Origin of the sequence: Mesorhizobium sp. M0715, from assembly GCF_040320355.1 — a bacterium.
Lineage (GTDB): Bacteria > Pseudomonadota > Alphaproteobacteria > Rhizobiales > Rhizobiaceae > Mesorhizobium.
Window position 1 is genome coordinate 121,502 of the sequence record NZ_JAMYPL010000008.1, and the last position, 12,605, is coordinate 134,106.

General features: G+C 62.3%; 16 protein-coding genes. 13 read left to right on the top strand and 3 right to left on the bottom strand.

Translation table 11 applies throughout. From position 1 onward, the window contains the following. The first annotated feature begins 47 nt into the window (after positions 1–47). Entirely contained in the window at positions 48–617 is a 570-nt protein-coding gene (locus NKI21_RS12540) for a hypothetical protein (protein ID WP_352442612.1), read from the top strand. After that, positions 617–958 carry a DUF6105 family protein gene (locus NKI21_RS12545; RefSeq protein WP_023812962.1) on the top strand — a complete coding sequence of 114 codons (342 nt, stop codon included), beginning with the start codon at positions 617–619 and terminating at the stop codon, positions 956–958. Before NKI21_RS12540 ends, NKI21_RS12545 begins: the two co-directional genes overlap by 1 nt. Here NKI21_RS12545 and ruvX read toward each other — a convergent pair. Then, the gene (gene ruvX, locus NKI21_RS12550) at positions 876–1,382 is read right to left on the bottom strand and encodes a Holliday junction resolvase RuvX (RefSeq protein ID WP_127258949.1); all 507 of its coding nucleotides are present in this window, start codon (positions 1,380–1,382) and stop codon (positions 876–878) included. The two genes, NKI21_RS12545 and ruvX, sit on opposite strands and share 83 nt — an antisense overlap. Positions 1,383–1,504: 122 nt before the next feature. On the opposite strand from ruvX, the gene NKI21_RS12555 reads away from it, so the two are divergent. From NKI21_RS12555 to NKI21_RS12580, 6 genes are all read left to right on the top strand, one after another. Further along, positions 1,505–2,212, top strand: coding sequence for a metal-dependent hydrolase (locus tag NKI21_RS12555; protein ID WP_352442613.1), 708 nt, complete (start codon positions 1,505–1,507; stop codon positions 2,210–2,212). A 24-nt stretch (positions 2,213–2,236) separates the two neighbouring features. Beyond that, on the top strand, positions 2,237–2,653 hold the full coding sequence (locus tag NKI21_RS12560) for a hypothetical protein (protein ID WP_352442614.1): 417 nt from the start codon (positions 2,237–2,239) through the stop codon (positions 2,651–2,653). A gap of 118 nt (positions 2,654–2,771) precedes the next feature. Beyond that, positions 2,772–3,059 carry an Asp-tRNA(Asn)/Glu-tRNA(Gln) amidotransferase subunit GatC gene (gene gatC, locus NKI21_RS12565; protein WP_023812958.1) on the top strand — a complete coding sequence of 96 codons (288 nt, stop codon included), beginning with the start codon at positions 2,772–2,774 and terminating at the stop codon, positions 3,057–3,059. 8 nt (positions 3,060–3,067) lie between these two features. Next, positions 3,068–3,523: a GNAT family N-acetyltransferase gene (locus NKI21_RS12570; RefSeq protein ID WP_023812957.1), complete on the top strand. Its 456-nt coding sequence runs from the start codon at positions 3,068–3,070 to the stop codon at positions 3,521–3,523. Beyond that, positions 3,523–5,088, top strand: a complete 1,566-nt coding sequence (locus tag NKI21_RS12575; RefSeq protein WP_023812956.1) for an amidase — start codon at positions 3,523–3,525, stop codon at positions 5,086–5,088. The genes NKI21_RS12570 and NKI21_RS12575 overlap by 1 nt, the downstream gene beginning before the upstream one ends. Positions 5,089–5,212: 124 nt before the next feature. After that, positions 5,213–6,004 (top strand): YdcF family protein, encoded by a 792-nt coding sequence (locus tag NKI21_RS12580; RefSeq protein ID WP_352442615.1) that lies wholly within the window; start codon positions 5,213–5,215, stop codon positions 6,002–6,004. Here the strand turns inward: NKI21_RS12580 and NKI21_RS12585 are convergent. Beyond that, positions 5,983–6,696 carry a DUF599 domain-containing protein gene (locus NKI21_RS12585; RefSeq protein ID WP_027161543.1) on the bottom strand — a complete coding sequence of 238 codons (714 nt, stop codon included), beginning with the start codon at positions 6,694–6,696 and terminating at the stop codon, positions 5,983–5,985. The genes NKI21_RS12580 and NKI21_RS12585 overlap by 22 nt on opposite strands. A 180-nt stretch (positions 6,697–6,876) precedes the next feature. Here NKI21_RS12585 and NKI21_RS12590 point away from each other — a divergent pair, with 180 nt between their 5' ends. The 4 genes from NKI21_RS12590 (at position 6,877) to NKI21_RS12605 (ending at position 10,308) form a co-directional block, all read left to right on the top strand. After that, positions 6,877–8,280, top strand: a complete 1,404-nt coding sequence (locus NKI21_RS12590; RefSeq protein WP_127295570.1) for an L-serine ammonia-lyase — start codon at positions 6,877–6,879, stop codon at positions 8,278–8,280. Between the two features lie 76 nt (positions 8,281–8,356). Next, positions 8,357–8,794 carry a DUF1489 family protein gene (locus NKI21_RS12595; protein WP_013531780.1) on the top strand — a complete coding sequence of 146 codons (438 nt, stop codon included), beginning with the start codon at positions 8,357–8,359 and terminating at the stop codon, positions 8,792–8,794. Between the two features lie 84 nt (positions 8,795–8,878). After that, positions 8,879–9,610, top strand: coding sequence for a vWA domain-containing protein (locus NKI21_RS12600; RefSeq protein WP_352794209.1), 732 nt, complete (start codon positions 8,879–8,881; stop codon positions 9,608–9,610). Continuing rightward, positions 9,610–10,308: a DnaJ domain-containing protein gene (locus tag NKI21_RS12605; protein ID WP_023812952.1), complete on the top strand. Its 699-nt coding sequence runs from the start codon at positions 9,610–9,612 to the stop codon at positions 10,306–10,308. Before NKI21_RS12600 ends, NKI21_RS12605 begins: the two co-directional genes overlap by 1 nt. A gap of 46 nt (positions 10,309–10,354) precedes the next feature. On the opposite strand, the gene NKI21_RS12610 is transcribed toward NKI21_RS12605, so the two are convergent. After that, positions 10,355–11,764 carry a D-alanyl-D-alanine carboxypeptidase gene (locus NKI21_RS12610; RefSeq protein ID WP_023812951.1) on the bottom strand — a complete coding sequence of 470 codons (1,410 nt, stop codon included), beginning with the start codon at positions 11,762–11,764 and terminating at the stop codon, positions 10,355–10,357. 285 nt (positions 11,765–12,049) lie between these two features. Here NKI21_RS12610 and NKI21_RS12615 point away from each other — a divergent pair, with 285 nt between their 5' ends. After that, positions 12,050–12,379, top strand: coding sequence for a phasin family protein (locus NKI21_RS12615; protein ID WP_013531776.1), 330 nt, complete (start codon positions 12,050–12,052; stop codon positions 12,377–12,379). Positions 12,380–12,605 lie beyond the last annotated feature (226 nt).

The following is a 12,605-nucleotide window of genomic DNA, read 5'->3' on the forward strand; positions in this document are numbered from 1 at the left end:
GAATGGTTCAGATTGGCCGTCTCTTGCTCTGCGAAGCAGGAACACCGATGCGACAGGTACTGACCTCTTTTCTGGCCTTGCACTGGGCGATTGTTTTCGCCCTGCTTGCGCTCATCTGCATCGACGGAAACCGGGGTGTGGCGGCGGCGCTCGGCGTGCTGGGCACCACAATCGAGGGTACCCGCTTCGTCAACCTCGACAATTTCGTTGTCGTGGCGCCGCTCGCCACCGCATTGCTTGTCGTCGCGGTTCTGTTTTTCTGGGCCTTTGTCGAAGCCCTGGTCAACGACGCGACCAGCGCGGGCGCCGACAGCGTCGCCCGCATCGCCTTCATCTGCGCGTCCGGCATGTTGTCGCTGATCGTCATCGGAGGTGCTGCGCAAGGCATCAACGGGCTGTTCATGGCGGTTGCCGTGCAGTTGACGGCACTTCTGGCGTCCTATGTCGCCATGCTTGCCGAGCGGCGGTCCGTGGTTGCGGCAGCGGCTTCCGGCGAAAGCGAGATACATGCCGTCGCGCATGACATGGCAAAAGCCGCAGCTCACAATTCGCTGCTCTCACTCATATCAGGCCGAACGGTCTCCAAGACCGGCTCCAATCACAGGGGAGGCCGCTGATGCGTTACATCTTCGGGTTCTGGGCGGCGCCGATGGCGATTTTCTGGGGCTGGTTCTATCTGTCGGCCAATGACATCAATTTCGGCTACACGATGCTCAGCCGACAGATGCACGACTTCTTCTTCCAGCTCTATGGTCAGATGCTCGGCATCGACCCGGCGATCATTCCCGGCATGGTGGCGAAGACGTGCGTCTTCGACGGGTTGCTGCTGATGGCGCTTTGGGCCTTTCGTCGTCGCCGCGAAATCGCCGGCTGGGTCAGACAGCGCTGGGCGGGTCCGGTTCCGTTCGAGCGGATGCGTGGAGCGACTGAAGCCGGTCCAAAACTCCCTGCAGAATAAACGCGGCTGCCGCCGAATCGATCTTGCCGGCGCGCTTGCGGCGCGAGAAATCCATCTCGATCAGCGTCCTTTCGGCCGCGACCGTCGATAGTCTCTCATCCCAGAGGACGAAGGGGAGGTCGCTCATCTGTGCCATGTTGCGGACGAAGGCGCGCGATTTCTGCGCACGCGGCCCTTCCGAACCGTCCATATTGATCGGCAGCCCAATCACCACCGCGCCGGCATTCTCCTTCTGCAGCAAGGCAAGCAGCACCGCCGCATCGAGCGAAAATTTCCTTCGCATGATGACCGGACGCGGATGGGCGAAGGAAAACCTCTGGTCCGAGACCGCGACGCCGATCGTCTTGTCGCCGAGGTCAAGCCCCGCCAGCGTCTTGCCGCCGGTAAGCCGCGCCGGCAATTCTTCGATCGTGATAATGCCCACCGGCCGTCCTTCGCCTTTCACCACCAGGTGTTTTGTCAAACGCGTGGCGGACAAGTAACCCTTTGATCTCGGGGCCATCGGCGTTCTATCCTTTGGCAAGACAAAAATCGAGGAATGCATTCATGAAACTGACCTGGTACGGCCACTCGGCCTTTCGCATCGAGACCGCTGATGCCAAGATCCTCATCGATCCCTATCTGATCGGCAATCCGTCCTGGACGGGCGGCTGGGAGGGCCCGGCCGAGGGGATCACGCATGTGCTGCTGACGCATGGCCACAGCGATCACATCAGCGGCGCCGTGGAGGTGCTCGGCAAAAGCGGCGCGCAGTTGGTCGCCAATTTCGAGATCTGCATGTATCTGGTCGGCAAGGGTGTCAGCGACAAGAAGATCAACCCGGGCAACATCGGCGGCACCGTCGATTGCGGCAGCTTCACCACCACTTTCGTCCAGGCGCTGCACTCATCCTCGTTCCCGGGCGAGGGTGGCCAGAACACCTATCTCGGCAATCCGGGCGGCCTCGTCCTGCATTTCCCGGAAGACAAGACGCTCTATCACATGGGCGACACCGACATCTTCTCCGACATGGCGCTGATCAACGAGTTGCATGAACCGAAGGTCGGCCTGGTGCCGATCGGCGACCGCTTCACCATGGGGGGCGCGGTGGCGGCACTTGCCTGCCGGCGCTTCTTCAAGTTCGACACCGTGGTTCCCTGTCACTTCGGCACCTTTCCGATGATCGATCCGACCGCCGACAAGTTCGAGGCCGGCCTGGAAGGATCCGGCATCAAGGTGGCTTTGCCCAAGATTGGCGAGACGATTACGATTTAGAAGCAGCCAAAATGGAATGAAACCATGGCTTTGAGGCAATCTCTTTGCGTTTCGATGTTTGTCGCGGCGTCACCCGCGCTCGCGGCGGACGATTTCATCGAAGGCGTCTACCTGCAATCCGAGGAGCTTTGCAAACAGGCCAAAAAGGACACGCTGCAAACGCTGATCGACGCCGGCAACATCGTGCTTTCGGCGTACGGCCTGCAAAGCGTCGAATACAATTGCGAGTTTCTGCAGATCAGCAAGGCGACGGCTTCGCCGAGCTGGGCGGTGACGGCCATCTGCCAGGAACCGGGCTATGTCTTCCCGGATGTCCTCTCGGTGACGCAAATGAACGCGAAGCAGATCGATCTCGTGTCGGTCCGGCCGACCGATGACGAGGGCGAGGCGAGCGGCAATGGCGGCAGCTACTATCTCTGCGAGGGCGTTACCCTGCCATAGACGTATTCTGAGGGGCCACGAGCGGGCCGCCGGCACAGCCTGGTCTCTCGCACGATGCATGTTGCGCAGCGCGCGCGGCGCCGCTATAGCCCGAACTGGTTTTCCCCGAGGCAAAAACATGTCCGTAGATCTTCAGACAGTGAAGCGCGTCGCGCATCTCGCCCGCATCGCGGTGAGCGAAGAAGATGCCGAACGGATGACCGGGGAGCTGAACGCCATTCTGGGCTTCGTCGAGCAGCTGAACGAGGTCGATGTTTCCGGTGTCGAACCAATGACCTCGGTAACGCCGATGGACATGAAGAAGCGCAGCGATGTCGTCACCGACGGCGGCAAGGCCGCCGACATCGTCGCTAACGCGCCGGCGACCGAAGAGAATTTCTTCCTCGTGCCGAAGGTCGTGGAGTAAACCGGCCGATGGCAATCGAGATCGCCATTGAGAAGCCGCTCCAGGACGACGTGCGCAGGCTGGTCACGGAACTCAACGAGACCTTGCTCGAACTGACGCCGCCGGAGCATTGCTACCATTTGACGGTCGAGCAGATGGCCGGTGAGGACACGACGGTTTTCATCGCCCGCGATAATGGCCTGGCCATTGGCTGCGGCGCGCTGAAGCGTCATGACGGCGCCATTGGCGAGGTCAAGCGCATGTATATCAGGCCGTCGCATCGCGGGCAGAAGATCGGCGCGAAAATCGTTGAGCGGGTCGAATCGCTGGCGCGCAACGAGGGGCTGAAGCGCCTGGTGCTGGAGACGGGCGATCGTCATCCCGCGGCGTGGACAGTCTACGAACGCGCCGGGTTTTCGCGCTGCGGCCCGGTGCTGGATTATCCCGATTCTGAGTGGTCGGTGTTTTACGAAAAGAGCCTTTGATGAGCGACCTGACCCAGCTGACGATTTCACAGGCCCGCGCCAAGCTGCGCGACAAGGAAATCACCGCGACCGAGATCACCGAGGCCTATCTCGGCGCTATCGAGCGCGCCAATCCGGCGCTCAATGCCTATGTCGCCGTGACCGGCGACAAGGCGCGCGACATGGCCAAGGCGTCCGACGCCAGGCTGGTCAAGGGCGAGGGCGGTGCGCTGGAAGGCATTCCGTTGGGGATCAAGGACCTGTTCGGCACCGAAGGCGTCCACACGCAGGCTTGCAGCCATGTGCTCGACGGGTTCAAGCCGCGCTACGAATCGACCGTTACGTCAAATCTGTGGGCCGACGGCGCCGTTATGCTCGGCAAACTCAACATGGACGAGTTCGCCATGGGCTCGTCCAACGAGACGTCCTACTATGGCCCGGTCATCAATCCGTGGCGGCGCTCGCGCCTCGATACTGCGGTGATGCCCACGACGCATCAGGGCGACGGCGGCTTCGTTTCGGCCGGCGGCACGAGGACCGTGCGCAGCCTGGACAATGCGCAGTTGGTGCCGGGTGGCTCTTCTGGCGGGTCGGCCACGGCAGTCTCCGCCTTCCTGTGCGCCGGCGCGACCGCGACGGACACTGGCGGCTCGATCCGCCAGCCGGCCGCCTTCACCGGGACGGTCGGCATCAAGCCGACCTATGGCCGCTGCTCACGCTGGGGTATCGTCGCGTTCGCCTCGTCGCTCGACCAGGCCGGCCCGATCGCGCGCGACGTACGCGATGCCGCGATCCTGTTGAAATCGATGGCCTCTGTCGATCCGAAGGACACGACGTCGGTCGACCGGCCGGTGCCGGATTATGAGGCGGTGATCGGCAAGCCGATCAAGGGCATGAAGGTCGGCATTCCCAGGGAATACCGCGTCGACGGCATGCCCGAAGAGATCGAAGCGCTGTGGCAGAAGGGCATTGCCTGGCTGAAGGACGCCGGCGCCGAGATCGTCGACATTTCCCTGCCGCATACGAAATACGCGCTGCCCGCCTATTACATCGTGGCGCCGGCCGAGGCTTCGTCCAACCTCGCCCGCTATGATGGCGTCCGCTACGGCTTGCGCGTGCCGGGCAAGGATATCGTCGACATGTATGAGAAGACCCGCGCCGCGGGTTTCGGCCGCGAGGTCAAGCGCCGCATCATGATCGGCACCTATGTGCTGTCGGCCGGCTATTACGACGCCTACTATCTGCAGGCGCAGAAGGTGCGCAATCTGATCAAGCGGGATTTCGAGACTGTCTTCGCCGCCGGCGTCGATGTCATCCTGACCCCGGCAACGCCGTCCGCCGCCTTCGGCATCGCCGACGAGGACATGGCTGCCGATCCGGTCAAGATGTACCTGAACGACATCTTCACCGTCACTGTGAACATGGCGGGCCTGCCGGGCATCGCTGTGCCCGCCGGGCTCGACGCCAAGGGCCTGCCGCTCGGCCTGCAGCTGATCGGCCGGCCGTTCGATGAGGAAACCCTGTTCCAGACCGCTGCCGTCATCGAGCAGGCCGCAGGCACGTTCCAGCCGGAGAAGTGGTGGTAGGGACGTCGCTCGTCTAGCGCATGCCCTGAAAGTCGAATCGATTTTCGGAAGGATCCTGCGCAAAATCAAAGTGTTAGCGTCCTTTGAGCGCGCACGCCCGCGCGGCGCTGCAATGGGGTGAGCGATGTTCTTCTACCTGTCCAAGATCTTTTGGTTCTTCATCCAGCCGCTGAACCTGGCGATCTTTCTGCTGCTGGCGGGATTGCTCGCGGCCATGATCGGGCGCCGGCGGCTGGCGGCTACCGGCAGCGTGCCGGCATTTCTGGTCCTTGCGCTGTCAGCGTGGACGTCGCTCGGCGCCATGATGCTCAATCCGCTGGAAGAGCGCTTCGCGCGCCCGCCGCTGCCGGCAAAGGTCGACGGCATCGTCGTGCTCGGCGGCGGCTTCGAGGGCGCCATCAATCTGGCGCGCGGCGGCTATGAGTTGAACAGCAGCGGAGATCGGATGGTCGAGACCGCAGTTCTGGCCCGGCGCTTTCCTACCGCCAAGGTGGTCGTCTCCGGCGGCACCGGCGCGTTGTTTCTCGATGGCGAGGGCGATGCCGCAACCGCGCCGCGCCTGCTCACCGCGCTTGGCGTGGCCGCCGATCGTCTGATCCTGGAGAACAAGTCCCGCAACACCTATGAGAACGCGGTCTTCACCAAGGAGTTGCTAACGCCGAAGCCCGGCGAGACCTGGCTGCTGGTGACTTCGGCCTTCCATATGCCGCGCGCCAAGGCGCTGTTCGACAAGGCTGGCTTTGCGACTGTTCCCTGGCCGGTCGACTATCGCACCTCGGGCAAAGAAGGCATCGGCCTGTTCCGCGACAATCCAGCCGATTCGCTGCAGGCCGCCACCATGGCCATCCGCGAATGGATCGGGCTTTTTGCCTACTGGCTGTCAGGCCGGATCGATCAGCCTTTTCCAGGCGGCTGACCGATCACCGCCTGCCTGGCGGCCGAGAAGAACTGGCGCCGCACCAGAACGGCCAGCAGCAACAGCGTCGACAACACGAACACCATTGGGTCGACGAACCAGCCGAGATAACCGATCGAGAAGAACACGCCGCGCAGGCCGGAGTTGAAGTGCTTTCCGGCCAGCATGTTCATTTGCGCCGCACGCCACACCGCCGTTTCGGTGACCGGATTGCGTGAGGCTTCGCCATGCGGGATCGGCACGGCGCCGATCAGGATCGTGCAATAGTTGAACAGCCGGTACGCCCAGCCGAATTTGAAGAACGAAAACGCCAGGATCAGCACCAGCCCGAACACCTTTATCTGGAAGGCCGCGCGCGACGGCGCGCCACCCAGGGGCAGGTCGCTGAGCACTTCAAGAACCCGGTCGGATGCGCCGAGCAGGGCAAAACAGCCGCCGATGGCGATCAGCGAGCTGGAGGCGAAGAAGGCGGTGCCTTGCTGCAGCCCGCTCATGATGGCGGTATCGACGATGCGGATCTCGCGCTCGGCCATGGTCCGCATCCAGGCTTGCCGCTGTGCATTCATCGCCGTCGTCAGTGACATGCGGCTGACCAGCTTGCCGTCGGAGGCGAACGTGTGCAGCAGCCACGCGACGAGGAAGAAGGCCAGCGCCGCGAGATCGGCTGTCGAAAGATCGAGGGAATCGCCCATGGCCTGAATTTAGCACATTCAGCGCGATCGCTTCGATGTCCGCCTACAGCGATAAGGCACCAATGTCGCTGCCGGAGCAAACAAGGTCGGCGGGTGCAGCGCCGCGATTTCCAAAAGAGCGGAAACATCGTGGGAATTCCTATATGTAGTCATCGACCTGACGCCAGGAGACAACGCCGCGTGTTCCTTTCGGTTTTCGACCTGTTCAAGATCGGCATAGGACCCTCGAGTTCGCACACGATGGGGCCGATGACAGCCGCTGCGCGGTTTCTCGACGAGGTCGCGGGAAATGACTGGCCGCGTCCGGCGGGCGTCAAGGTCGATCGGCTTGGCGCAAGTCTGCACGGGTCACTCGCCTACACCGGTATTGGCCACGGCAGTGATCGCGCCGTCATGCTCGGCCTTGCCGGCCTGACGCCGCAGACGGTCGATCCCGACCAGGCCGATGGCATTGCCAGCCGCATCGCCGCCGAAAAGCGCATTTCGCCGCCCGGCCATCCCGCCTATCGCTTCGATCCGGCCACCGATCTGGTGCTGGACCGCAAAACGCCGCTCACCGGTCACGCCAACGGCATGGCGTTCTACGCCTATGATTCCGGCGGCCGCCTGCTGCTCAAGCGCATCTATTATTCGATCGGCGGCGGCTTCGTGGTTTCCGAAGAAGAACTGCAGCGGATGAAAGCCAAAGGTTCGGTGACAACCGAAGGCAAGAAAGTGCCTTATCCGTTCAAGAATGCGGTCGAGATGCTGGCCATGGCCGGCAAAAGCGGCCTTTCCATCGCCGACATGAAACGCGTCAACGAGGAGACGCAGATGACGCGCGAGGAGCTCGACGCCGGCCTCGACGGAATCTGGAGCGCCATGAAGGGCTGCATCGACCGTGGCCTGTCGCAGGATGGCATCATGCCGGGTGGGCTGAAGGTGCGCCGCCGTGCCCGCATGCTGCACGATAAGCTGCAGGAGCAGTGGCAGCAGAACAAGCCCAATCCTTTGCTCGCCAATGACTGGCTGTCGATCTACGCCATGGCCGTGAACGAGGAAAATGCCGCCGGCGGCCGCGTCGTCACCGCGCCGACCAATGGCGCTGCCGGCACGCTGCCGGCGGTGCTGCGCTACTGGCTGCATTTCCATCCCGAGGCGGACCAGCCGAGCATTCGTGATTTCCTGCTGACGGCTGCCGCCGTTGGCGGCATCATCAAGACCAACGCGTCGATCTCGGGCGCCGAGGTCGGCTGTCAGGGCGAGGTCGGCTCGGCATCGGCGATGGCGGCGGCCGGCCTGTGCGCCGTCATGGGCGGCACGCCCGAGCAGGTCGAGAATGCCGCCGAGATCGCGCTCGAACATCATCTCGGCATGACCTGCGATCCGGTCGGCGGGCTGGTGCAGGTGCCGTGCATCGAACGCAATGCGCTGGGCGCGGTCAAGGCGGTGACGGCAGCGTCACTGGCCATCAAGGGCGACGGCATCCATTTCGTACCGCTCGATGCGGCGATCGAGACCATGCGCCAGACCGGCCTCGACATGAACGAGAAGTACAAGGAAACCAGCCTTGGCGGGCTTGCAGTCAACGTCGTGGAGTGCTGAAGGCTGGCCTAAACCGCCACTGTGGAGAAGTCGATCCGGTCGTTGACGCGTTCGCGTGCAGGACTAACCTTAAGCGATGTCTCTCAATCTCATAAAACTCTGTGTCGGCTGCGACAGCGTCGAGGATCTCGAAGAGTGGATCGCCTTCCGCCTCGACGAGCGGCGGCGCGCCGGTGAGCCGGTCGAGCAGTATCACACCACCCGTATGATGCCGACGCGCGGCGCCGAGGTTACCGATGGCGGTTCGCTCTATTGGGTGATCAAAGGCAATGTGCAGTGCCGCCAGTTGATCACCGAAATCCGGCCGTTCACCGACAGTGAAGGCATAGGCCGTTGCCATCTGATACTCGACCCCGAGGTTGTACGCACCGACTGGCAGCCACGCCGGGCTTTTCAGGGCTGGCGCTACCTGAAGCCGGCGGACGCGCCGCTCGATCTGGGTAAGGGCAAGGCCGGATTGATCGAGATGCCGCCGAAACTCAGGCGCGAGCTGGCCGATCTCGGTCTGCTCTGACCCCAGGTGGCATCACCGCCTGGCCCTTTGCACTGCCCGATGTGGGGCTTGCAAGCGATGTGGCAACGCCACATCTTGTTTTTCATGAGCGATAAGAAGCAGCCTGTGCCAGCGGGGACCAATCCTGCGCCGATCAAGCCTCAATCCAACGCCGGCGAGATCGACGCCTTCATTCGTCAGGCGAGGACACTTGCCGCGTCGGCGACCGATTCGGGCAGGCTGATCCTTGCTCTCGACGCAACAATGAGCCGCCAGCCGACCTGGGATCTGGCTTGTGAGCTGCAGGGCCAGATGTTCGACGCTGTCGGCAAGGCCGGAACCCTCAGCGTGCAACTGGTTTATTTTCGTGGTCTCGGCGAGTGCCGTTCGTCCGCTTTCGTGAGCGACACCAATGCCTTGAAGCAGCTGATGACGCGGATCGAATGCCGCAGCGGCCACACCCAGATCGGCAAGGTCCTGACGCATGCGTTGAAACAGACGGCGGCCGCCAAGGTCAATGCGCTGGTCTACATCGGCGACGCGATGGAAGAGAATATCGACGATCTGGCCGAAAAGGCCGGCAGCCTCGGCCTTCATGGCGTTCCCGTCTTCGTGTTTCAGGAAGGCCATGATTCCGGCGCAGAAAAGGCGTTCAAAGAGATTGCGCGGCTGTCCAAGGGGGCTTGGTTTAGATTTGATCGGCGGGCTGCCGCGACCCTGGCAGGACTGCTTTCGGCCGTCGCCGTGTTTGCGACCGGCGGGTTGAAGGCGCTCGAAGCCAGGGGCAGGCCGGAAGACCGGCTGATGATCGAGTATCTGCGGGGCGGCGGAAAATAATGGGCGCGATCATCGCTTTTGGAGCGTTGCTTCTGCTGCTCCTCGGCGCGGTGACGATCTTTCTGCGTGCCGAGCCGGCGAAACTGGCGAGCACGCTGCGAACGCTCGGGCCGGCTCTTCTGGCACTTGTCGGCGTCGCCGTGCTTGTGGTCGGCCGGGAAGGCATCGGCGGCATGATTCTCACCGGCGCAATTGCCTGGTATGGTTCCATGCGCATGAAACGCCAGCCGGCCGGGCTTGCACCGGGCAAACGCTCGACGGTGCGCACAGCGGCATTGGAAATGGAACTCGATCACGATACCGGCGGCCTCGAAGGACTGGTCCTGGCTGGCCGCCACGAAGGCAAGATGCTTGGCGCGATGGGGCTGGCGGAATTGCAACACCTCTACCGCGAACTCTCCGGCGATCCGGAGAGCCGACAGCTGCTAGAGACGTATCTTGACGGCAGATTTCCCGTCTGGCGCAAAAACGCTGAGACGAACGGTGGCGAAGGGCTGGGTGTTGCGCCAGGTCCGGGCGCCATGACTAAGGAGGAGGCCTACAAGGTCCTTGGTCTTGAAGCGGGGGCCGCCGCGGCGGATGTCCGCAAGGCGCACCGCCGCCTGATGCAGCGCCTGCACCCCGATGTCGGCGGCACGTCTTTCCTGGCGGCGCGGATTAACGAAGCCAAGGACGTCTTGCTCTCCAATCACAACTAGTCTCCTTCGACGCAGAATTTTTCCGGGAGATGGCTTGCACGCCGTCCTACTGCTGGACGGCGTAGCACTCGATGTTCTTCTTCTTCAAAGCGGTACAGGCCTTCCAGGCGGCGGTCTTCGAACCGAAGCCACCGAAGCGGGCGCGGTAGTAGGTGACGCCATCCTTGTCGAAGGCGACAGTGAAACCGGAAGCGTCCGCCAGCACCTTGGGCGCCTGCTTGGTGGTCTTGTCGAGAAAGGCCTGGGCCTCGGACTGCTTGGGCGACGAGGCGACCTGAATGGCCCAACCCGAAGGCACCGACGCGGTGTTGACCGGGTCGACAGCCGCCGGCGTCGGCTCGGCATAGGCCGCTACAACCTGGGCCGTCGCGACTTGGGGGGCTGAAACGATGACGGTCTTGACCTTTCTGGTCTTGACGACGGGGGCTGCTTCTCCGGCCTGCGCGGTATCGTCTTCCGCGACCGTGGCGTCCTCGGCAACGGTGACATCGTCCTGCGCTATGACAGGCTTGTCGTCCGGTGTCGGAGCGTCATGCTTGGGCAGGAGAACCTTGGCAAGGGCGGTGATCGGGTTGTTGCCACCGGCCTTGGCGACCAGATCGCCACCACCGCGAGTCGACGCCCTCGGCAGATAGGTGTTGATCAAGCTGGCCATCTGATTGTCGCGGCTGCCGCCCGAGGTGCCGCCCATGACCACGCCGACGATGCGGCGATTGCCATCGGAAACCGATGAGACGAGGTTGAAGCCGGAGGCGCGGGTGTAGCCAGTCTTGATGCCGTCGACGCCCTTGATGCGTCCAAGCAGACGGTTGTGGCCGTTGATGCGCTGGCGCCCATAGAGAAAGGAGCGCTGCGAGAAATAGCCGTAATACTGGGGAAAATGCTCGCGCAGCGCGATGCCGAGCGTCGCCATGTCGCGCGCGGTGGTGAACTGGCCGGGGTCGGGCAGGCCATTGGCGTTGCGGAACACGGTGCCGTTCATCCCCAGCGCACGCGCCTTGGCGGTCATCATGCGGGCAAAAGTGGTTTCATTGCCGCCGAGCATTTCGCCGAGCGCGGTGGCCGAGTCATTCGCCGACTTGGTGACGATCGACAGGATCGCGGTCTCGACCGTGACGGAACCGCCCGGCTTCACGCCAAGTTTCGTCGGCGCCTCGGCGGAGGCCTTGGCGGAAAACACCACTGGCGTGTTCCTGCTGATCTTGCCCTTCGCCATCGCTTCGAAGGTCAGATACAGCGTCATCATCTTGGTCAGCGAAGCCGGATAGCGCCTGCCGTTGGCGTCGGCGGAGTAGAGCACTTTGCCGGTCTTGGCATCCACGACGATGGCCGCCTGCCTGGCCGCCAGCGACGAGGCAACGTCGCCAAAAACGAATGTCATCGCCAGGGCGATGATCATCATCGTTTTGAGAGGGGAGGTAGATTTGGAAACGATGCCCAACAACGCCTTACGCACTGGTACTTCCCTTGGATTTCTTCGTTGCGTTGGAGGCGGCAAAGGGTCCTGCCTCGCTTCCGGCCAAGCTACCGGCGCAGCGTTACCAATCCGTTTATGGTAACCGCCGCGTTCACCATTTTCTTCGGGCTTGTGGCTCTCTTTATTCGATTTTTAGCCATTGGCTGCGCAGGCGGGTCCGCAAGCCCGCGAAATCTTGACTTTTGTGCGGTGCACAATATATTATCTTGCATTGCACAAGGGCGCCCCGAAGAAGGACGCTTCAACCGTCAAGGGAATCGTGAAATGACCCAGACCTATGAGGACTTCAGCAAATACGGCAAAGAGTTCGCCGACACCGGATTGAAGAGCTTTGCGTCGCTGTCCAAGGGCGCGCAGGCGATTGCCACCGAAGCTGGTGAATACACCAAGAAGAGTTTTGAAACCGGCAGCGCCACGGTGGAGAAGCTGTTTTCAGCCAAGTCGCTGGAAAAGGCGATCGAGATCCAGTCGGATTACGCCAAGCAGTCCTATGAGGCGTTCGTCGCCGAGGCCACCAAGATCGGCGATCTCTATGCCGAACTCGCCAAGGAAGCTTACAAGCCATTCGAATCGATCGTTGCCAAGGCAAAGTAATTTTGCCCGGGCGAACTGATTTCGCCTGACGTGACCCCAGATTCAGCCTTTGAACCCGAGAAAAAGCCCGGCCACGGAAACGCGGCCCGGCTTTTTCGTGTCAATTTCCGTTCCAGAGCCTCGCGCCCCTTCACGATTGCGAAAATCGTCCAAGTTTGGTGACCTAGCCATATTGTCAGCTAACCAGAAGGGCTTAAAATCGTACATCGAACACCTACATGTCGAA

Bases quoted from the DNA above. Each gene is read 5' to 3' on its own strand.
- NKI21_RS12585 (WP_027161543.1), bottom strand. From the start codon at position 6,696: ATGGGCGATTCCCTCGATCTTTCGACAGCCGATCTCGCGGCGCTGGCC.
- NKI21_RS12575 (WP_023812956.1), top strand. From the start codon at position 3,523: ATGAGCGACCTGACCCAGCTGACGATTTCACAGGCCCGCGCCAAGCTG.
- NKI21_RS12570 (WP_023812957.1), top strand. From the start codon at position 3,068: ATGGCAATCGAGATCGCCATTGAGAAGCCGCTCCAGGACGACGTGCGC.
- NKI21_RS12595 (WP_013531780.1), top strand. From the start codon at position 8,357: ATGTCTCTCAATCTCATAAAACTCTGTGTCGGCTGCGACAGCGTCGAG.
- gatC (WP_023812958.1), top strand. From the start codon at position 2,772: ATGTCCGTAGATCTTCAGACAGTGAAGCGCGTCGCGCATCTCGCCCGC.
- NKI21_RS12540 (WP_352442612.1), top strand. From the start codon at position 48: ATGCGACAGGTACTGACCTCTTTTCTGGCCTTGCACTGGGCGATTGTT.
- NKI21_RS12580 (WP_352442615.1), top strand. From the start codon at position 5,213: ATGTTCTTCTACCTGTCCAAGATCTTTTGGTTCTTCATCCAGCCGCTG.
- NKI21_RS12545 (WP_023812962.1), top strand. From the start codon at position 617: ATGCGTTACATCTTCGGGTTCTGGGCGGCGCCGATGGCGATTTTCTGG.
- NKI21_RS12615 (WP_013531776.1), top strand. From the start codon at position 12,050: ATGACCCAGACCTATGAGGACTTCAGCAAATACGGCAAAGAGTTCGCC.
- NKI21_RS12555 (WP_352442613.1), top strand. From the start codon at position 1,505: ATGAAACTGACCTGGTACGGCCACTCGGCCTTTCGCATCGAGACCGCT.
- NKI21_RS12605 (WP_023812952.1), top strand. From the start codon at position 9,610: ATGGGCGCGATCATCGCTTTTGGAGCGTTGCTTCTGCTGCTCCTCGGC.
- NKI21_RS12600 (WP_352794209.1), top strand. From the start codon at position 8,879: ATGAGCGATAAGAAGCAGCCTGTGCCAGCGGGGACCAATCCTGCGCCG.
- NKI21_RS12560 (WP_352442614.1), top strand. From the start codon at position 2,237: ATGGCTTTGAGGCAATCTCTTTGCGTTTCGATGTTTGTCGCGGCGTCA.